Annotated in this window: 17 protein-coding genes; 6 read left to right on the top strand and 11 right to left on the bottom strand. The window is 72.4% G+C overall.

The genetic code is table 11. The annotated features are described in order from the left end of the window. Positions 1–17: 17 nt before the first annotated feature. From acs to ACPPVT_RS21420, 7 genes are all read right to left on the bottom strand, one after another. Positions 18–1,988 (bottom strand): acetate--CoA ligase, encoded by a 1,971-nt coding sequence (gene acs / locus ACPPVT_RS21450; RefSeq protein ID WP_426563916.1) that lies wholly within the window; start codon positions 1,986–1,988, stop codon positions 18–20. Positions 1,989–2,197: 209 nt separating this feature from the next. After that, entirely contained in the window at positions 2,198–3,031 is an 834-nt protein-coding gene (locus tag ACPPVT_RS21445) for an HAD family acid phosphatase (RefSeq protein WP_426563914.1), read from the bottom strand. A gap of 170 nt (positions 3,032–3,201) precedes the next feature. After that, positions 3,202–4,842, bottom strand: a complete 1,641-nt coding sequence (locus ACPPVT_RS21440) for a solute symporter family protein (RefSeq protein ID WP_426563912.1) — start codon at positions 4,840–4,842, stop codon at positions 3,202–3,204. Continuing rightward, positions 4,839–5,195 (bottom strand): DUF485 domain-containing protein, encoded by a 357-nt coding sequence (locus tag ACPPVT_RS21435; RefSeq protein ID WP_426563910.1) that lies wholly within the window; start codon positions 5,193–5,195, stop codon positions 4,839–4,841. Before ACPPVT_RS21435 ends, ACPPVT_RS21440 begins: the two co-directional genes overlap by 4 nt. Positions 5,196–5,366: 171 nt before the next feature. After that, positions 5,367–6,923 (bottom strand): cation acetate symporter, encoded by a 1,557-nt coding sequence (locus ACPPVT_RS21430; protein WP_426563908.1) that lies wholly within the window; start codon positions 6,921–6,923, stop codon positions 5,367–5,369. Between the two features lie 2 nt (positions 6,924–6,925). Further along, positions 6,926–7,315: a hypothetical protein gene (locus tag ACPPVT_RS21425; RefSeq protein ID WP_426563906.1), complete on the bottom strand. Its 390-nt coding sequence runs from the start codon at positions 7,313–7,315 to the stop codon at positions 6,926–6,928. 18 nt (positions 7,316–7,333) lie between these two features. Continuing rightward, positions 7,334–8,083, bottom strand: a complete 750-nt coding sequence (locus ACPPVT_RS21420) for a LytR/AlgR family response regulator transcription factor (RefSeq protein WP_426563904.1) — start codon at positions 8,081–8,083, stop codon at positions 7,334–7,336. A 75-nt stretch (positions 8,084–8,158) separates the two neighbouring features. Between ACPPVT_RS21420 and ACPPVT_RS21415 the strand changes: the two genes are divergently transcribed. Beyond that, entirely contained in the window at positions 8,159–9,193 is a 1,035-nt protein-coding gene (locus ACPPVT_RS21415; protein WP_426563902.1) for an LLM class flavin-dependent oxidoreductase, read from the top strand. Positions 9,194–9,199: 6 nt separating this feature from the next. On the opposite strand, the gene ACPPVT_RS21410 is transcribed toward ACPPVT_RS21415, so the two are convergent. Beyond that, positions 9,200–10,447, bottom strand: a complete 1,248-nt coding sequence (locus ACPPVT_RS21410; RefSeq protein WP_426563900.1) for a sensor histidine kinase — start codon at positions 10,445–10,447, stop codon at positions 9,200–9,202. Positions 10,448–10,490: 43 nt separating this feature from the next. Between ACPPVT_RS21410 and ACPPVT_RS21405 the strand changes: the two genes are divergently transcribed. After that, entirely contained in the window at positions 10,491–11,324 is an 834-nt protein-coding gene (locus ACPPVT_RS21405; protein WP_426563898.1) for a hypothetical protein, read from the top strand. Positions 11,325–11,349: 25 nt separating this feature from the next. On the opposite strand, the gene ACPPVT_RS21400 is transcribed toward ACPPVT_RS21405, so the two are convergent. Genes ACPPVT_RS21400 through ACPPVT_RS21390 form a run of 3 tightly spaced genes read right to left on the bottom strand, consistent with a single transcriptional unit; the run spans position 11,350 to position 14,503 of the window. After that, on the bottom strand, positions 11,350–12,429 hold the full coding sequence (locus ACPPVT_RS21400) for a hypothetical protein (protein WP_426563896.1): 1,080 nt from the start codon (positions 12,427–12,429) through the stop codon (positions 11,350–11,352). Positions 12,430–12,468: 39 nt separating this feature from the next. Further along, positions 12,469–13,407 (bottom strand): hypothetical protein, encoded by a 939-nt coding sequence (locus tag ACPPVT_RS21395; protein ID WP_426563894.1) that lies wholly within the window; start codon positions 13,405–13,407, stop codon positions 12,469–12,471. Positions 13,408–13,459: 52 nt separating this feature from the next. Then, entirely contained in the window at positions 13,460–14,503 is a 1,044-nt protein-coding gene (locus ACPPVT_RS21390) for a hypothetical protein (protein ID WP_426563892.1), read from the bottom strand. A gap of 653 nt (positions 14,504–15,156) precedes the next feature. Here ACPPVT_RS21390 and ssd point away from each other — a divergent pair. From ssd to ACPPVT_RS21370, 4 genes are all read left to right on the top strand, one after another. After that, positions 15,157–16,314 (top strand): septum site-determining protein Ssd, encoded by a 1,158-nt coding sequence (ssd, locus tag ACPPVT_RS21385; RefSeq protein WP_426563890.1) that lies wholly within the window; start codon positions 15,157–15,159, stop codon positions 16,312–16,314. Between the two features lie 10 nt (positions 16,315–16,324). After that, entirely contained in the window at positions 16,325–17,482 is a 1,158-nt protein-coding gene (locus ACPPVT_RS21380; RefSeq protein ID WP_426563888.1) for a TadA family conjugal transfer-associated ATPase, read from the top strand. Beyond that, entirely contained in the window at positions 17,479–18,120 is a 642-nt protein-coding gene (locus ACPPVT_RS21375; protein WP_426563886.1) for a type II secretion system F family protein, read from the top strand. The genes ACPPVT_RS21380 and ACPPVT_RS21375 overlap by 4 nt, the downstream gene beginning before the upstream one ends. A 179-nt stretch (positions 18,121–18,299) precedes the next feature. Then, entirely contained in the window at positions 18,300–18,707 is a 408-nt protein-coding gene (locus ACPPVT_RS21370) for a type II secretion system F family protein (RefSeq protein WP_426563884.1), read from the top strand. Positions 18,708–18,753: the final 46 nt, after the last annotated feature.

The following is an 18,753-nucleotide window of genomic DNA, read 5'->3' as shown; positions in this document are numbered from 1 at the left end:
CCGCGGGACGGTCCCGGTCAGTCCTCCGACGAGCCCCTCATCCCGGACTTGATGAGGTCCATCACGGTGTTGTCCGCCAGCGTCGTGACGTCGCCGACCTCGCGGTTCTCGGCGACGTCCTTGAGCAGCCGGCGCATGATCTTGCCCGAGCGGGTCTTGGGCAGCTCGGCGACCACCATGATCTGGCGGGGTTTGGCGATCGCGCCGATCTCCTGGGCGACGTGGTTGCGCAGCTCGGTGACGATGTCGTCACCCTCCTCCGCGTTGCCGCGCAGGATGACGAACGCGCAGACCGCCTGACCGGTCGTCTCGTCGTTGGCGCCCACCACCGCGGCCTCGGCAACCTTGGGATGCGAGACCAGGGCGGACTCGATCTCGGTCGTGGACAGCCGGTGACCGGAGATGTTCATCACGTCGTCGACGCGGCCGAGCAGCCAGATGTCGCCGTCGTCGTCCTTCTTGGCGCCGTCGCCGGCGAAGTACATGTGCTCGAAGCGCGACCAGTACGTCTCCTTGTACCGCTCGTCGTCGCCCCAGATGCCGCGCAGCATCGACGGCCACGGCTCGGTGAGCACCAGGTAACCGCCGCCGCCGTTGGGCACCGAGTGCGCCTGGTCGTCCATGACGTCGGCGCTGATGCCCGGCAGGGGCACCTGCGCCGACCCCGGTTTCGCGGTGGTCACGCCGGGCAGCGGGCTGATCATGATGGCGCCGGTCTCGGTCTGCCACCAGGTGTCCACGACCGGGGTCCGGTCGCCGCCGATCACCCGGCGGTACCAGATCCACGCCTCAGGGTTGATCGGCTCACCGACGCTGCCCAGGACCCGAAGGCTGGACATGTCGTGCTTGGCCGGGATGTCCTCGCCCCACTTCATGAAGGTGCGGATCGCGGTGGGCGCGGTGTAGAGGATGGTGACCCCGTACTTCGCGACGATCTCCCACCAGCGGCCCTGGTGGGGGGTGTCCGGCGTCCCCTCGTAGATCACCTGGGTCGCGCCGTTGCTCAGCGGTCCGTAGACGATGTAGCTGTGCCCGGTGACCCAGCCGATGTCGGCGGTGCACCAGTAGACGTCGGTCTCGGGGTGCAGGTCGAAGACGTTCTTGTGGGTGTAGCTCGCCTGGGTCAGGTAGCCACCGCTGGTGTGCAGTATGCCCTTCGGCTTACCCGTGGTGCCGGACGTGTACAGGATGAACAGCGGGTGCTCGGCGTCCATCGGCTGCGCCTGGTGTTCGGCGCTCGCGGCTTCCACCACGTCGTGCCACCACACGTCGCGGCCGTCGGTCCACTCGACGTCCTGCCCGGTGCGGCGGACGACCAGCACGTGCTCGACGCTCGCTGCACCCTTGGCCAGCGCACCGTCCACGGCAGGCTTGAGCGCGGCCGGCTTGCCGCGCCGGTAGCCGCCGTCGCTGGTGATGACGAGCTTGGCCTGCGCGTCCTCGATGCGGCTGTGCAGGGCCTCGGCGCTGAACCCGCCGAACACGACGCTGTGCGGAGCGCCGATCCGGGCGCAGGCCAACATCGAGATGACCGCCTCGGGGATCATCGGTAGGTAGATCGCGACCCGGTCGCCCTTGCCGACGCCGAGCTCGGTCAGCGCGTTGGCGGCCTTCTTGACCTGCTCCGTGAGCTCGGCGTACGTCAGCGTACGGGTGTCGCCGGGCTCGCCCTCGAAGTGCAGCGCGACCCGGTCGCCGCGACCGGCCTCGACGTGCCGGTCGGTGCAGTTGTAGGCGACGTTGAGCTCGCCGCCGACGAACCACTTGGCGAACGGCGCGTTCGACCAGTCGAGGGTCTGGGTGAAGTCGGTGCTCCAGCTGATCAGCTCGCGGGCCTGGTCGGCCCAGAAGCCCTCACGGTCGGCGGTGGCCCGGTCGTACAGGTCCTGGGTGGCGACGGCCTGCGCCGTGAACTCCTCGCTGGGCGGGAACCGGCGGTCCTCGCGGCTGAGGTTCTCCAGGCTGGTGGTCGGGGTCTCGCTCGACATGGTGCATCCTCCGCGCGGCTGGTCGTCGTCGTCCGCGTCCGACCCTAGCCAGGCGTCCCGACGTCCGACAGTGGTGCCCTGACCAGCGGTCCCTGCGCGGCGCCCAACGGTTGCTCCCCTCCGCCCGCATTGCTCAACCAGAACCGCTCCCGGGAGTGCCGGGAGCGGTCTGGGTTGAGCAAAGCGGGTTGGGGGGAGCAACCCCGGGGTCAGGGCAGGAAGTAGTTCGGGTTGGGCATCTTGAAGGTGCGGTCGGCGTGCCCGCCCTTGAGGTCGCTGAACTGGTCGCCGAAGTTCGCGACGATGTCGTAGCCGAGCGACTCGATGTGCGCCCGGGTCGCGGACTTGTAGTGGATCGTCGTGCACTTGCCGCCGGTGTCACCGGCGCAGGCCGCGACCAGGTAGTCCGGATAGGCCGTCACGTCGGGCTTGGTGAACAGCCCGTCCTCCCCGTCGGCCAGGGTCGTCGGTGCGGGGTAGCCGGCGTCCACGCCCACGCCGTCCGAGGTCAGGTTGCCCAGGGTCGCGGCCTCCTGCGTCGTCCCCCGTCCGGTCAGGTAGAAGATCGCGTAGCCGTGCGCGGCCGCGTAGTTCGCCATGTCCACCATGCCGGGCACGGCCGGGAACTTCTGCCCGGTGACGTAGTCGTTGTTCGTGGTGAAGTTGTAGGCCCAGTTGCTGAAGATCTCGTAGTTCCAGGTCGCCAGCGTGGTGTCGTCGACATCCATCACGATCGCCTTCTGGCCGTGGTGGCTGCTGCTGCCGTGCTTCGTGAAGGACAGCCACCGCTTGCCGTCCCGGGCCACATAGCCGGCCTCCTTGGCGTAGTTGCCGTCGGCCGCGAACACGCCGGTGCCCAGCGGGTCGCCGTAGTAGTTGCGGATCTGCTGGCGCAGCACGTCGATGTTGGTGATCTGGTTCTCAGAGCGCGGGGTGAACGTCGTGATCGCGGGGGACGGGGTGTCCGCGATTGCGACGCCCCCGCCGATCAGGCCGAGCGCGAGCGCGCCGGCCAGCGCCGTCATCCGAAGCCTTCGAGTCATCAGGGATCCTCCAGGGTCCTCAAGTTGGTTAGCCGGACTATATGACCGGTTCGCGACCTCAGCATCCACAGAACTTCACACAAAGCCGACCCCGGTTTCGCCACTCAGGCCGCTCCCGGACGTCGGGAGCGGCCTGAGCGCGGACGCCGAGCGGGCACCCGGCGACCGGGTCAGTGCACGACGGCCTTCTCGGCGCCGGCACCGGTGAGCGAACGCACCTCCATCTCCGCGTACTTCTCGCGGCTGGACCTCTCCTTGCTCGACAGCGTCCCGAGGATGCCCAGCAGGAAGGCCAGCGGGATCGAGACGAGACCGGGGTTGTCCAGCGGGAACCAGTGGAAGTCGATCCCGGTGTCGGTGATCATCGACAGGCTCTTGCCGGTGAGCGGGTCGGCCGGCTTCCCGGACACCACCGGCGAGAAGATGATCAGTCCCACCGACGCGATCAGGCCGCCGTACATCGACCAGAGGGCGCCACGGGTGTTGAACCTCTTCCAGAACAGCGAGTACAGGATCGTCGGCAGGTTGGCGCTGGCCGCGATCGCGAACGCCAGCGCCACTAGGAACGCCACGTTCTGGCCGATCGCGAAGATCCCGCCGACGATCGCGCAGGCGCCAATGACCATGGCGGCCCGGCGCGCGATCTTCACCTCGGCGTCCGGGTTGACTTCGCCGTCCTTGATCACGTTGGCGTAGACGTCGTGCGCGAACGAGGCGCTCGCGGTGATCGTGAGGCCGGCCACCACCGCCAGGATGGTGGCGAACGCGATCGCCGAGATCAACCCGAGGAACAGCGTGCCGCCGAGCTCGAACGCCAGCAGTGGCGCTGCGGAGTTCACCTTGCCCGGGGCGGCGGCGATCGTCTTCGGGCCGACCAGAGCGGCTGCGCCGTAACCGATCACCAGGGTGAACAGGTAGAAGATGCCGATCACCCAGATCGCCCAGACCACGCTGCGCCGGGCCTCCTTGGCCGACGGGACCGTGTAGAAGCGCATCAGCACGTGCGGCAGGCCGGCGGTGCCGAGCACCAGGGCCAGTGACAGCGAGATGAAGTCGAGCTTCGACGTCTCGGTTTTGCCGTACTGCAGGCCCGGGCCGAGGATCGACTCGCCCTTGGGGCTCTTCTCCACAGCGGCACCCAGTAGGTCGGACAAGTTGAACCCGTACTTGCTCAGCACCCACACCGTCATGACCCCGGCGCCGAGGACCAGCAGCACGGCCTTGACGATCTGTACCCAGGTGGTGCCCTTCATGCCGCCGACCAGCACGTACAGCACCATGACCACGCCGACCACAGCGATCACGATGCCCTGGCCGGTCTTGGTGCTGACGCCGAGCAGCAGCGCGACGAGACCGCCGGCCCCCGCCATCTGCGCGATCAGGTAGAAGAAGCTGACCACCAGGGTGCTGATCGCGGCCGCCATCCGGATCGGCTTCTGCCGCAACCGGAACGAGAGCACGTCGGCCATGGTGAACCGGCCGGTGTTGCGCAGCAGCTCGGCGACCAGCAGCAGTGCCACCAGCCACGCCACCAGGAAGCCGATCGAGTACAGGAAGCCGTCGTAGCCGTTGATCGCGATGGCGCCGGCGATGCCCAGGAAGCTGGCGGCGGACAGGTAGTCGCCGGAGATGGCGATGCCGTTCTGCGGCCCGGTGAACGAGCGACCGGCTGCGTAGTAGTCCGCGGCGCTGCGGTTGTTGCGCGAGGCTCGGAAAACGATGCCGAGGGTGATCGCCACGAAGATCGCGAAGATGGTGATGTTGACGCCCGCGCTGCCGGGGGCGTCGGCGGCGAGCACGGCGGCGCTCATCGGTCGCCTCCGTCGTGGTCGGGGTGGGCGAGTACCCGCTCGGCCAGCTCGGCGGCGGCGGGGTCGAACTTCCTGTCCGCCCAGCTGCGGTAGACCATCGTGATCACGAACGTCGAGACGAACTGCCCGAGACCGAAGACCAGGCCGGTCGTGATGTTGCCGAACAGCTTGTGCGACATGAAGTCCGGCGCATAGGTGGACAGCAGGACGTACAGGAAGTACCAGACGAGGAAGAGTGCGGTCATCGGGAACACGAAGTTCCGGAAGGTGCGCCGCAGGTGCGCGAACTCTGGCGTCGCCTGAACGGCGACGTAGCTTGTCGTCCCCCCGTCGTGGTGGTCGGTGGTGCTCACATGTCCTCCCGGACGGCAGACGGACGACGCGCGGGCACGCGCCGTCACCTCGGTGTGACGGCCGTCACTGTGCTCTCGCCCGATCGGGCAGGGAAGGTGTGTCGGCAGCGGTGTCGCCGGATGGGGCGTTCGGGCGTCCGGCGGCGCGGTGAGGCGCGACGAGCGGTGCGGTCAGCGCGACGAACGGTCGACGTCCACGTCCTCGGGGGCGTGCAGCCGCACCATCGTCCGGGCCACGTGAGGCGGCACGCTGCGCGGGGTGGCCAGCGAGACCGAGATCATCGTCGCGAAGGCCAGCGGCACCGTCCACGCGGCGGGCTGGGCGAGCAGCGCGCCGGTCCAGCCGTCGCGGGTGCCGCCCACCATGGTGATCACCACCGCGGCACTGGCCAGCGCACCGCCCACGACCAGGCCGGTCAGCGCGCCGGTGCGGGTCAGCCCGCGCCACCAGATCCCGAGCACCAGCAACGGGCAGAAGGTCGAGGCCGCCACCGCGAAGGCCAGTCCCACCGTGTCGGCGAGGCTGAGCGCGCCGGCGAACAGGGACAGCACGAACGGCACCACGATCGAGGCCACCGCAGCGGCCCGGAACCCGCGCAGCGACTCCGGACGGCGGGGCGAGGCCGCGCGCCGTCCGGTCCCGCGTCGCCCGGGCCGTGCCCACCGGGAGAGCAGATCCTGGTGCAGCACACCGGAGACCGACATCACCAGGCCGGACGAGGTGGACAGGAACGCGGCGAACGCGCCGGCCGTGGTCAGGGCGCTGAGCAGCTGCCCGGCGACGCCGGGTACCACTCGCTCGGGCAGCAGCAGGACGACGGTGTCGGCGTGCCCGACGGCGAGCAGGTCGGCCGCGTAGATCCGGCCGAGGGCGCCGTACAGCGGAGGGAACAGGTAGAAGACGCCCAGCAACGCGATGACCACGAGCGTCGTGCGTCGTGCGGCCCGCCCGTCCGGGTTGGTGTAGAAGCGGACCAGCACGTGCGGCAGGCCCATGGTGCCGAAGAACAGCGCCAACACGATCGAGTAGGTGGAGTACAGAGGGTGGTCGCGCCCGGATGCCCCGCCGAGCGGCCGCAGCCACTCCGCCGTCGCCGGCGAGGGCGCGCCATCGGAGTGCCAGACCAACAGGATGAAGAACATCGGCAGGGCGATGGCGGTGAGCTTGAGCCAGTACTGGAACGCCTGCACGAAGGTGATCGAGCGCATCCCGCCGGCCACCACGTTCAGCACCACGACGGTCGCGACGATGGCCGCGCCCATCCAGACCGGCGCGCCGGTCACCGCCCGCAGCGCGATCCCGGCACCTTGCAGCTGCGGAACCAGGTAGAGCCAACCGATGCCCACCACCAGCACGGACGCCGCCCGCCGGACCTCGCGCGACTCCAGCCGGCCCTCGGCGAAGTCGGGCAGCGTGTAGGCGCCGGAGCGGCGCAGCGGTGCGGCCACCAGGACGAGCAGCACGAGGTAGCCGGTGGTGTAGCCGACCGGGAACCACAGCATGTCCGTCCCGGCGACCAGCACCAGACCGGCGACGCCGAGGAAGCTCGCGGCGGACAGGTACTCGCCGCCGATGGCCGAGGCGTTCCAGCGTGGGGAGACGGCCCGGCTGGCCACGTAGAAGTCGCTGGTGGTGCGCGACATCCGCAGACCGAAGGCGCCGACCACGACGGTGGCGACGCTGACCAGGAGCACCGCGACCACGGAGTAGAGCTGGGCGTCGCCCACGGTCAGCGCCGTTCCAGGACGTCGGCGAACTCGGCCTCGTTGCGCTCGGCCTGCCGCACGTAGAACCGGGCGGCCAGCCAGAGCATCGGGTAGACCAGCACCCCGAGCAGCAGCCAGGGCAGCGGCAGCCCGAACAGGTGGGCGTCGGCCACCGAAGGAGCCACCGCGAACAGCAGAGGTAGCCCGCCGAGCAGCACGCTGAGCGCGGCCAGCACGCTGAGCGCGAGCCGCAGCTGACTGCGGAGCAGGGAGCGCATGTAGACCTCACCGAGGTCGGTCTGCTCGTCGATCTCCCGGGTCGCGGGTCGATAGGGCTCACGACGGGCGGCGCCCATCAGGGGGCTGGTGACCCGCACCCGCCGCGCCGGCTCGGACGGCGTGCCCTGGCTCACGACCTGGCCGCCACGCGGTCAGACCCGGCCGGGTCGGGCCGAGCGGATCAGCCGGTCGCGCAGCTCACGGGTGTGCCGGCGGCTGACCGCGAGCTCGTCCTCGCCCAGCCGGACGCTGTACCGGCCGCCGTCCGAGCGCACCTCGTCGACGTGCTGCAAGGCGACCAGCGTGCTGCGGTGGATCCGGACGAAACCCGCTGTGCCCCAACGTTCCTCGAGGGTAGCCAACGGAATGCGCAGCAGATGGCTCTCGTCCGCGGTGTGCAGTCGCGCATAGTCGCCCTGGGCCTCCACGTAGCGCACGTGCGAGCGCTGCACGAAGCGGGTGACCCCGCCGAGCTCGACTGCGATCGTCTCGTCCTCCGCCGCTGGTTCCGGTCCGCCGTCGCGGGCCTCGACGACTCGGCGGACCGCCTCGCGCAGCCGTTCGGCCCGGACCGGCTTCATCACGTAGTCGGTGGCTCGCAGGTCGAACGCGTCGACGGCGTGCTGGTCGTAGGCCGTGACGAAGACGACCTGCGGACGTCGGGCGAACCGGGCGAGCACCCGGGCCAGGTCGAGCCCGTCCAGGCCGGGCATCGCGATGTCGCAGAACACCACGTCCACGCTCGCCGTCTCGAGCAGCCGCAGCGCAGCGGGGCCGCCGCTTGCCGTACACGTCGTGCTGACCCGCTCGTCCTGGCCGAGCAGGTAGGCGAGCTCGGCGAGTGCAGGCTCCTCGTCGTCCACGACCAGCACGGACAGTCCGTGGTGAAGCGGGTCGATCATGGCGCGGAGCCTACGACCTCCGCCGCCTCGTGGCGCGGGGGAATCAATCGGGGGGTCGGTGGTGCTGGCAGGAGGGTGAGCGACCTCCCGTTGTCCGTGCTCGACCTGTCGCCGGTCCCGTCCGGCTCTGCGCCCTCGCAGGCCCTGCGCCGGACCATCGAGCTGGCCCGGGCCGCCGAACAGTTCGGCTACTCCCGGTACTGGCTGGCCGAGCACCACTCGCTGCCCAGCGTGACCAGCTCGTCCCCGGCGGTGCTGATGGCTGCGGTGGCGGCGGCGACGTCCAGCATCCGGGTCGGCTCGGGCGGCATCATGCTGCCGAACCACTCGCCGCTGACCGTCGCCGAGTCGTTCCGGGTGCTCGAAGGCCTCTACCCCGGTCGGATCGACCTCGGCATCGGCCGCGCGCCCGGCACCGACCAGCTCACTGCGTACGCGCTGCGGCGCAGCCGCGAGGCGTTGACCGCCGACGACTTCCCGCAGCAGTACGCCGAGCTGGTCGCCTACGTCGACGGCTTCGACGCCTCGCACCCGTTCGCGGCGATCCGGGCCATGCCGGACGACGTGCCGCTGCCACCAGTGTGGATCCTCGGGTCCAGCCTGTACGGCGGCCAGGCCGCGGCGGCGTTCGGTACCGGCTTCGCCTTCGCCGGACACTTCGGCAGCGTCGACCCAGCCGAGGCGGTGGACGGCTACCTGCGCTCGTTCCGGCCCTCCGGAAGGCCCGGCGCGCCGTCCGAGCCACGGGTGATCCTCGCGGTGTCCGCAATCGTCGCCGACACCGAGGAGCGCGCCGCCGAGCTCGCCCGGGCGAACGACCTGTCGATCGCCAGGCTGCGGTCCAACCGTCCCGGGCCGCTGCCCAGCCCGCAGGAGGCGGCGGCCCACTCCTGGTCCGCGGCCGAGCGCGAGATCGCCACTGCTGCAAGGGGTTTCGTGACCGTGGGTACGCCGGACGTGGTCCGCGAGGGCCTGCTCGCGCGGGCCCGCCGTGCGCAGGCCGACGAGCTGATCGTGACCACGAACGTGCACGACCCGGTGGAGCGGGTGCGGTCCTTCGAGCTGCTCGCCCAGGCCTTCGCGCTCAAGCACCCGGCTGACTCGTCCTGATCGCGCTCAGCGGACGGTGACGCCGGGCGCGAACTTCGGGATGCGCAGCGTCACCTTCGTGCCGGCGCCCACGGCGGTCTCCACGACCAGTCCGTGCGCGTCGCCGAAGACCTGCCGTAGCCGTGCGTCCACGTTGCCCAGACCCACCGAGTCCGCCGACCACTCCCCGGACAGCACGGCGCGCACCACCTCCGGGTCCGAGCCGACGCCGTCGTCCTCGACCGCGAGCACCGCCTCCGACCCGGCGTCCTCGGCGGTGATCACGATGTGACCCGGCCCGCTGCGATCGGCCAGCCCATGCCGGACGGCGTTCTCCACCAACGGTTGCACCACCAGGAAGGGCACCGCGACCGACAGCACCTCGGGGGCAATCAGCAGCGAGATCTGCAGCCGCTCACCGAACCGCGCCTGCTCCAGCCGCAGGTACCGCTCGACGTTCGACAACTCGTCCGCCAACGTGGTGAACTCGCCGCCGCGACGGAACGCGTACCGGGTGAAGTCGGCGAACTCCAGCAGCAGCTCGCGGGCCTGCTCAGGGTCGGTGCGGACGAACGACGCGATCGCAGCCAGGGAGTTGTAGACGAAGTGCGGGCTGATCTGCGCCCGCAGCGCCCGCAGCTCGGCCTCCATCGCGCGGGTGCGCTCACGGTCCACCTCAGCCAGGACGACTTGCGAGGACACGTATCTCGCCACCTCGGACGTCGCCCGCACCAGCCCCGCCGACGGCTGGCCGCCGTAGGCGAGCAACGCGCCCACCACGGTGTCGCCGCTGACGATCGGCGCGACCACCGCCGTGCGCACCGGGCAGTCCGGGTCATCACAGCGAGCCAGCTCGCCGACCGAGACGCTCTCGCCCGAGGCCACTGCGGCCTGGCCGGTGGCCAGCACCTGCGCGCCGTGCCGGCCGACGTCCGCCGCGTGCCGGGCGCCGGCGCCCTCCCAGGCCAGGCAGCGCCCGCCGGCGTCGACCAGCGCGACCGCCGGTGTGCCGAGCAGGGTGCGCAGGTGTCTGCTGGCGCGCTCCGCGCCGGATGCGGTCAGCCCCTCGCGCAGGCTCGGCGCGGCCAGCGACGCGGTGTGCAGGGTCTGGAACGTCGCGCGGTCCGCCGTCGAACCGAAGTCGCGCCGACGCCGGACCACCCGCGCCGCCAGCGCCACGACCAGTGCGGCGACCACGGCCACGACCACGACCGGCACCAGGTTGGTGCCGCCGGAGTCGGCCGCGGCCTGCGCGACGAGCACGAGTGGCTGCACCGACGTGAGGGTACTGGCCGAGGCCCGCGTAGGGTCACCGATCGTGGACGACGCCACCGCCCTGCGCCAGCTCGCCGACCTGCCCGGCGTCGTCGACGCGATCGACGCGGCCCGGCAGGCGTGCACCGAGCTGCGCTGGCACCAGGCGCTGCGGCGGCGCACCGACGAGGCTCGTGCCGAGACCACCGCGCGCGCGGCCCGGGCCAGCGCCGCACTGGACGGCGCCGAGCTGCCGGTCGACCTGGTCCGCGACATCCTGCGCGGCGCCACCACGGCGCCTGAGGACGCCGTGGGCCGCACCGTCGCCGGCGCGGTGCGGGCGGTCTCGCAAGCGCAGACCATCGGGGACGTCGTCCGGTCCGCACCGCTGCAGGCCCTGGCCCGGCTGCACACGGCGGCAGCCGCGGGACTCGTGCCCGACTCCGCGCTTGGCCGGCCGCGGGCCGGCGAAGAGCAGCCGCTGGACCTGCCCGGCCCGGGCCCGGCCCCGACCGGCGCCGAGCTGACCGCGCGGCTGTCCGGGGTGGCGGGCGTGCTGTCCGCCCCCGGCGAGGTGCCCGCGCTGGTGGTCGCGGCCGTCGCGCACGGCGAGCTGCTCACGATCCGACCGTTCCTGGCCGGCAACGGCGTGGTGGCCCGGGCGGTGTTCCGGGCGGTCGTCGTCCAACGCGGCCTGGACCCGACCGGCGTCGCGGCGCCGGAGACTGCCCTCGCGGCGTCCGGCCTGGCGCCCTACGTCAGCGCGCTGCGCGGCTACGCCGCCGGTACTCCCGAGGGGGTCGCCGGCTGGCTGGCCTGCTGCGCGGACGCGGTCCGGGTCGGCGCCGCGCACGGCGCCCAGGTCGCGGACGCCGTCCTGGCCGGCCGGCTGGGCTGACGCCGGGCTGACGGCTGGACGTCGGTCAACGGCAGGATCGCTGCAGCGCCGCCCCGACCACCGCGCTCAGGTCGACCCCGCTCACCGGGGTGTCGCCGCCATCCTGGCTGACCGGCCCGACGTGGGCGCGCAGGTTCACGAAACCCAGCGACGTGTAGTTCTCGATCGGACGGTTGGACCCGCAACCGCTGACGGTCAGGGTCAGTGCGACCTCACGGGTCTGGCTCGGCTGCAGCGTCAGGGGAAGGGCAGGTCGGCTGGACAGCTGAACGTCGCGGCGGTCCGGCCCGAAACCGGAGCCAAGGTCGAACTGCCAGTCCACCGTGAGCTGCTGGTTGCCGGTGTTGCGCAGCTGCAAGGTCGGCTTGGCCAGGGTGCCACCCAGCCCGGCGTCCAGGGCCTGTTCGTTGCTGTCCAGCTGGTTGCACAGGTCCTTCGGCGTGGGCCAGGACAGCCCGTTGTCGGAGTCGGCCACCGTGAGCTGGTGCAGGCTGCCGTCGGGCGGCCGGACCGGCACGGACAACGAGACGGGATCGGTGTTGTCGCAGTCCAGCAGCAGCCGGCTGATCACCGTCTCGGACGCCTGTGGCGCGATCACGTCGGTTCCCGAGCTGAGGCTGACCTGCGGTGTGAAGTACGTCAGCCGCAGGTCGCGGGCCGTGGTCACCAGCCTGAGCGGCGTCGAACCCACGTTGTAGACCCGGATCGAGAAGTCGGCCGCCGGACCCTCGCTGGTCTGCACCCGGTCGTAGTTGCCCACCGTCGCGAACGCGCTCACCGCGCCCCGCGCCTCGGCTACCCGTGCCCGCTCGGCCTGGTGGCCGGACCACAGCACCCCGAGGACCAGGCCAGCGGTCGCGGTCACCGCGGTCAGTCCGCCCAGCCAGCGCCAGGGGTGGCTGTTCGATGTGGCGGCGACACCTCGTGTAGCCCGTCGCAGGACGCGTTCGAGCCATGGCGGAGGACGGCGCGTGGTGCTGGTGCGGTCGTCCAGACCGGCGCGCGGGTCCGGCAGGTCGTCCAGGGCGATGACGTCGATGGGCTGACTGGAGGCCGGGGTGGCGGCGCGGCCGGCACCGTCGGAGTCCAGCTCCTCGTAGCCCATGCCGCATTATGACCACGTCGTGCGCCGGCACTGCGTCCCTCAGTCGCACGAGCGCGCGATGGCGCCGCCGATCAACGGCCCGACGTCGACCCCGGCCCCGGTGACCTGGACGCCGTGGGTGTCGTCCCCGCGCAGCTCGAGGTACCCGATGCGGGACAGGTCGGGAAGGTTGCTGCCGATGATGCAGCCGGGCACCCCCACCTCGACGCGCACGCTGGAGGTGGCGCGCGGCCTCAGGGTCAGCGGCAGACGCGGCACCGTCCGGAACGAGAGTCGGTGGCCGAACGCCTCGGTCAGCGGTGAGCCGGAGTCGATGCCCACGGTCAGCGGGCTGTCCGTGCCGTTGCTCAGCTGGAGCACGGGATGGGTGAGGGTGCCGAGCAGGCTCGCGGACAGCTGCTCGAGGTCGGGCATCATCTCGCAGAGCGCCTGTTGGGCCGACTGGTCCAGCGGTACGCCGCTGACGTACCGGACGGCCAGCTGCTGCTCGCCGCCCTCGCGGACCTGCACCGGGATGGCCACGGTCGGCGGGGCCGAGGCCGTGCAGTCGATCGGCAAGGCGACGACGACGCCGAGCGCTTGGCCCGGCTGCACGGTGCGGCTGCCGGCGGGCACCTGGATGCGCAGCTTCTCAGTGGTCGCGCCCTCCGGGGAGACCTGGACGTCGAACGGCCGCTTGCCGGAGTTGTAGACCTGGACGTTCAGCTCGGCGACCGTGCCGTAACCGGTGATGATCGAGCTGACCGACTGGAGCAGGGCCAGCGCCCCGAGCCGCTGCCTGGCCTCGGCTCGCTGCACCTGCGCGGTGTGGTGCCGGTCCGCTGCGGCGCCGGCCACAAGTCCCAAGACCGCAGCGGCGACCACGAGCCAGCGGGTGCGCAGACGCCGCCGGTGCCGGCGCGCGGCTTGCGAGTCCGGCGCACCCGGGGAGGTGTCGCCCGCGGCTCCGGCGGCCGAGTCCAGGGTCTCGAAGGCCACCCGTCCAGTATGGGTGCGGACGTCGCGTTACGGCGGCGGAGGCCGAACCGGATCAGGAGCAGTCGCGGGCCAGTGCCGCACCCCACAGGGTGCTCAGGTCGAGGCCGATCGGCTCCTGGATCAGCGGTTCCGTGTCCGGTGGCCCGGCCCGTAGCACGACGTACGGCGCCAGGTCACCGTCCGCGACTTCGGCCAGGTTCCGCGGGCACGACGAGGGCGTCAGCTGCAGCGTGATCGGCAGTACCTGGTGTGGTCCGAGGATCTGCGGCAGCGCCGGCTGCATGTGCAGCACCGAGGAGTGCGCGGAATGTTCGATGAAGGGGGAGTGCTCGAGGTCCAGTGACACCGCGAGGTCGGCGCCGGACCGGTTCCGCAGGGTGAGGAGCGGGTGGGTGACCGTACCGGTCAGGTGCGCCTCCAGCTGCGGGTCTCCCGGATCGGCGCAGGGTGAGTCCAGGGAGTCGCGCGTGTCCAGGCCGCTCTGGTCGGTGATCGGTACCTGATGCAGGACGCCGTCCAGGGTGCGCAACGGCATCCGGATCGAGCCGATCGGTTCGTCGACCCGGTCGCAGTCCACGGCGAGACGGACGGTGGCGGTCAGCGAACCGCCGGCCGGCACCTGGTGGGCGCCACCGAGCTCGTGGACGACCGGCTGGTTCGGACCGGGACGGGCGCCGGGAGGTGAGGCGACCAGCTCCAGCGGGAGCGGTCCGGCGTTGATCACCTTGACCGTGTAGTCCGCGACCCCCTGGGCGCGAGTCGCATCGACCATCGTGACGATCGCGACCGCCGACAGCCTGCCCGCGCGTTCGGCCGCCAGCTGGTCGGTCGTGTGGTGGTGCGCCCACAGACCGCCGGCGACGAGTCCCACCAGGCCTGCGGCGCACAGCGGCCAGGCCAGCGAGCCGACCAGCAGTCGCCGGGCCCATGGCGGCAGGCGGTCGGTGGCGCGGCGCTGCCCCGGCGGTTTCGGGCGGGTGGTTGCGGGCCGGCGAGGTTCGACCAGGTCAGACAGGTCGACGACGTGTGACGGCGGCACCGTCTCGGGCGGCAACCGAACCTGCCCGTCGTCGGTGTCCAACACCTCGTAGCCCACGGGTTCAGTGTCCGCCACGGCGGGGGATTTCGGCAGGTGCCAGGTCCGCGATCCAGACAGGGTGACGGCGCCTCGCGGGGCGGGGCGCCGTCGTGCACGGTCATCGGCTACCAAGCGTGCTGTGCGTTGGCGCAGTGGGACAAGCCCGCCACGACCGGTCCATCAGTGGACTGCCCGCACGTGGGTACCGGGAGGGCCGTGCTGGTCGCCGGAGGCTCCCGGCGGCTCTACCCCCCTGTCTACCCCAGCCGTCAGGCCATGTGAAGCCTTGACTTTTCGGGCAGCGACGAGAACGAGTGGGGCGAGCGTGACAGGCGAGTTCGGCTGCGGAACTTGGGAATTGCGTGTGTGCGACGGCGGGTCCACACTGAGAACGCCGGTCCGTTGGACCGTGCCGGCGTTCCCGGTTCATCCCCCCCGAGCCGGAGCGCCCGACGGTCCCCGTTGTCCCCCCGACGGGGGCCGTCACCTTTTGCGGCCACTGGCCCGCGTCCGGGTTGACAGTCCTCCTCCCCGGGCGGCGGTGCACAGCGCGTGCTCCCATCCACAGGCCCTGCGTCCGTCCCACCGTCCACAGATGCTGCCCGGCGCTCGCCGGCCGGCAGCTGGCGCCGCGAGTCTCGTCGAGGACCAGACGAGCCTCAGGAGGCGGCATGACCCAGGTGGAGACCGCGGCGGCAGCGGACCGTTCGGTGGTGCTGCTGACTGCGGACGACGCGCTCGTCGCAGAGGTGCAACGGCTCGCCGCTGCCGCCGGGGTCGAACTGGTCGTGCACCGCGCTGTGGTCGAGACTGCGCGCTGGCCCGGGCAGCTGCTCCTGGTCGGTGCCGACCGGGCCAGGGCACTGGCCCGCCGGGGCGGCGGGCGCCGCCCCGATGTCATCGTGGTCGACCTGGCTCCCGAGCACGGGTCGAGTGCCCTGTCCGGGCTCCCTGACTCGCCTGGCGGCCGAGCCGATGCCGCGTGGCGGCACGCGGTGGCCCTCGGCGCGGACCAGGTCGCCGTCCTGCCGATGGCTCGGGAGTGGCTCGTGCAACGTCTCGCGCGCACCGCCGAGCCACCCGCGCGGGCGCGGGTGCTCGGTGTCCTGGGCGGGTGCGGTGGTGCCGGGGCGTCCCTGTTCGCGGCCGCGCTGGCGGTGGTCGGAGCGGACCGCGGGCACGGGACGGCCTTGGTCGACCTGGACCCGCTCGGCGGTGGGCTGGACTTCGCGCTCGGCCTGGACGACGTCCCCGGGCTTCGCTGGCCCGATCTGGCAGCTGCCCGCGGCCGGCTGCCAGCGGGCAGCCTGCACGGCTCGCTGCCACAGGCAGGCCCGCTGGCGGTGCTCGCCTGGGGCCGGGGTGACCCGGTGGACGTCTCGCCGAGCGCGATCGACTGTGTGCTGGATGCGGCCTGCCGGGGGCACGAGCTGGTGGTCATCGACCTGCCACGCACGCTCGACGCGACCACCGAGTGCGCGCTGCAACGCGTGGACGAGCTGGTGCTGGTCGTGCCGGCACGGCTGCGCGCCCTGGTCGCAGCCTGCCAGCTCAGGCACGCGCTCGGGCCGTACGCGCACCGCGCGACGGTCGTCGTCCGGCGTGGCCCCTCGGATCGACTGAGCGCTCGTCGGGTCTCGGATGCTCTCGACCTGCCTGTCGCGACCGTCCTGCGCGACGACAGCCGGGTCGGCAGCGATCGTGGCGACCTGCCGGGTGCGCGGCGGCGCAGCCCGTTGCGCAGAGCGGCCGAGCAGTGCCTTGCCGCGAGCGGGGCAGCCGCGGACCGGTCCTCGCCGGCCGAGATCGTCCGGCGGCCAGCGGCATGACCACCCGCCGATGAGGGAGGTGGACCCTGCCGTGCTCGCCCGACTGCGGGCCGGGCTGAGCGGGCCGGACGCGGTCACCGCCGACGTGGTCGCTGCGGCCGCGCGCGAGGCGGGGGTGGTGCTGGGGCACGAGAGCCTGCTCGCGGCGGTCGACACGCTGCACGCCGAGCTGCACGGCGCCGGCCCCCTGGAGTCGTTGCTGGCCGACCCCGAGGTGACGGACGTGCTGGTCAACGGGCCGGGCAGCGTGTGGGTGGACCGAGGCGGAGGGGTCGAGCGGGTCCGGGTGGACGTCGGCGGCGAGAGCGAACTTCGCGCGCTGGCCGCGCGCCTGGCCGCAGCGGCCGGACGCCGCCTGGATGACGCAGCCCCGTTCGTGGACGCGCGGCTCGCTGGTGGTGTCCGGCTGCACGTGGTGCTGCCGCCGCTGGTGGCTGGCGGCACGCACATCTGTCTGCGCGTGCCGAGCCGCCGAGCCTTGGCCCTGGCCGACCTGGACCGGCTGGGCGCCGTGCCATCCGGGTGGGCGCAGGTGCTGGAACGTCTGGTCGCCGCTCGTCTCGCGTTCGTGGTGTCCGGTGGCACCGGAGCAGGCAAGACGACCGTGCTGGGCGCGTTGTTGGCGCTGGTGCCCGCGCACGAACGCATCGTCCTGGTCGAGGACTGTGCTGAGGTGCGTATAGAGCATCCGCACGTCGTGCGGCTCGAAGCCCGGACGGCGAACGTGGAGGGTCGCGGGGCGGTCACCCTGACCGACCTGGTGCGTCAGGCGCTGCGCATGCGGCCGGACCGCATCGTCGTCGGTGAGGTCCGCGGCGCCGAGGTCCGCGAGCTGCTCACCGCCCTCAACACGGGCCACGAAGGCGGCTGCGGCACGGTGCACGCGAACGCAGCCCACGAGGTGCCGGCGAGGTTCGAGGCGCTGGGTTCGCTGGCTGGGCTGGACCGCGCCGCCGTGCACTCACAGATGGCCGGCGCGATCCAGGTCGTCCTGCACCTGCGGCGCACGGGTCCGCTGCGGCGGCTGGTGCAGATCGGGGTGGTCGCCACCGACGGCGAGCTGGTGCGGGTGCTACCCGCTCTGCTGGCAGACCCGACCGATGCACGGGCCCCGGGAACGCGTGGGCCCGGCTGGGCCGCGCTGGCCGACCGGCTGACGCTCTCGTGACGTCCGGTGGCCTGACGGCGCTGGCGAGCCTGCTGGCCGGCGCCGGGGCGCTCGGCTGGCCCGGCCGGCCGCGGCCGGTGCTGCCTTCGGGCCCGCGGTCCGTGCCGCCGCCGAGCAGCGCTCGCCTCGTTCTCGACGCCGACCTGCTGCTCACCCTGGTCGAGATGGTGTCCGTGCAGGTGCGCGCAGGCGCCTCGCCGACGGCGGCCTGGCGCGCCGCCGTGGACGTGCTCGGCCTCGGGCCGGCCGGGGACGTGGCGGATCCCAGCGGCTGGCTCGTCGCCGCGGGGCGGCAGCTGCCGGCGGCCCGTGCGGCGGCCGCCGGCTGGCGTCTCGCCGAGCGCACGGGAGCACCGCTGTCCGACGTGCTGGACGGGGTCGCCGGCGCCCTGCGGGACGAGAGTGCACTCGCCGCCGACGTGGAGGCGGCGCTCGCCGGTCCGCGGGCGACGGTCCGACTGCTCATGGTGCTGCCGGTCGGGGCGGTGCTGCTCGGACAGCTGATCGGCGCGGACCCGGTGCGGGTGCTGACGACCACCGGCCCTGGTCGGGTCTGCGCGTTGGCCGGTCTGCTGCTGCTCGGGTTGGGCCGCTGGTGGATGGCGCACCTGGTCCGACGGGTCGGGCGCGGGCGGTGAGCCTGCTGGCAGGGCCGTTGCTCGCGGCTGCTTCGTGTGCGCTGGCAGGGGTGCTGTGCTGGCCCGAGGTCGGTCGCGCGGCGTATCGGTCTTGGCCGCGTCAGGGGCGCGCTTCGGCGGCGTCCGCATTGCGAGAGCCGCCGATCGAGGTTGACGATGGCGACCTCCCGATCCCGGTCGTGCTCGAGCTGGTCTGCGCCGCCCTGGACGCTGGGCTGGCCACGTCATCGGCGGTGCACGCCGCGCTGTCTGCGGCCGGCGGCGCGGGCTCGGAGGCCGGGCTCGTGCTGCACGCACTAGGGCGGTCGGCGGTGGGGTCGCGTTCGCCGGCCGTGCCGCAGCGCTGGCTGCCCCTGACGCAGGCGCTCGATCTGGCCGACCGCACGGGTGCCTCGGCCGGCGTGCTGCTGCGCGGCGCCGCGCGCGACGAGCGGGCTCGGCGGCGTCGGCAGGCTCAGGTGGACGCCGGCCGGCTGGGGGTCCGGCTGGTCGTGCCGCTGGGGCTCACCGTCCTTCCCGCGTTCGTGCTGCTCGGTGTCGCACCGGTCGTGCTCGGACTGGCGGCCGCCGCGCTGGGGCTGAGGTGAGCGGGGAGTGTGGACGACGCCTGCTGGATTCGTCCACAGGTGCGCC

The sequence above is a fragment of the Angustibacter sp. McL0619 genome, from assembly GCF_049994355.1.
GTDB lineage: Bacteria > Actinomycetota > Actinomycetes > Actinomycetales > Angustibacteraceae > Angustibacter.
The sequence above is the reverse complement of the archived record's forward strand: the minus strand, read 5'-3'. Positions and strand labels throughout refer to the sequence as shown.

Coding starts and splice junctions, on each gene's coding strand:
- acs (WP_426563916.1), bottom strand. CDS start 1,988: ATGTCGAGCGAGACCCCGACCACCAGCCTGGAGAACCTCAGCCGCGAG.
- ACPPVT_RS21400 (WP_426563896.1), bottom strand. CDS start 12,429: ATGGGCTACGAGGAGCTGGACTCCGACGGTGCCGGCCGCGCCGCCACC.
- ACPPVT_RS21420 (WP_426563904.1), bottom strand. CDS start 8,083: ATGATCGACCCGCTTCACCACGGACTGTCCGTGCTGGTCGTGGACGAC.
- ACPPVT_RS21380 (WP_426563888.1), top strand. CDS start 16,325: ATGAGGGAGGTGGACCCTGCCGTGCTCGCCCGACTGCGGGCCGGGCTG.
- ssd (WP_426563890.1), top strand. CDS start 15,157: ATGACCCAGGTGGAGACCGCGGCGGCAGCGGACCGTTCGGTGGTGCTG.
- ACPPVT_RS21440 (WP_426563912.1), bottom strand. CDS start 4,842: ATGAGCGCCGCCGTGCTCGCCGCCGACGCCCCCGGCAGCGCGGGCGTC.
- ACPPVT_RS21445 (WP_426563914.1), bottom strand. CDS start 3,031: ATGACTCGAAGGCTTCGGATGACGGCGCTGGCCGGCGCGCTCGCGCTC.